At 60.4% G+C, this 546-nt stretch carries 1 pseudogene; it reads right to left on the reverse strand.

Annotation, left to right across the window (positions count from 1 at the left end):
- Window positions 1-285: pseudogene (locus EET67_RS25415) on the reverse strand (ISL3 family transposase); the annotation flags it as partial.
- Window positions 286-546: the final 261 nt, after the last annotated feature.

Genomic DNA, 546 nt, shown 5'->3' on the forward strand with positions numbered 1-546 from the left:
TTTGAGCTTGGTGATCTGGCCTTCGGTCTGGCCGTTGGACCACGGAGAGATGATGGCGTTTCGGACGGCGGCGATATCCTTTTCGACGCCGTTCGCGAATGATCTGACGAGACTTGTCTTTGCGTCCGCCACCCAACTATCCAATTTTTCAGCCGCCTTCGATCGGATCATCGCCTGAAAGTCGTCGATCAACGTTCGAGCGGTGATCAGGTCAGGAACATTGCTCTCGATTGTGGCGACCAGCACGGCGTCGGATTTGGACAGGTCGTCGCGCGCCAGCGTCATGAGCCTGGCGATGCTTCGCGCCGAGGGCGTGCGGGCAAGCGCGCTTTGATCAGCCTTTTCGGCCAATCGTCGGCGCCGCGCCCATTCAGAGATGACGCCGATTTGGCCGCAGAAGCCCTTCTTGCGCATTTCGCGCCATAATGCCGATGCATTATGCGCGCCCTGCGTCCAACGGCTGTCGAGCCAAGGGAGCCATTCCTCGATCGAGCTTTGGCGGACACGGAAGACATCGGAGCGCTGACCGCGCAGGACGCTGCGGAC

The sequence above is a fragment of the Borborobacter arsenicus genome (assembly GCF_003934165.1).
GTDB lineage: Bacteria > Pseudomonadota > Alphaproteobacteria > Rhizobiales > Rhizobiaceae > Pseudaminobacter > Pseudaminobacter arsenicus.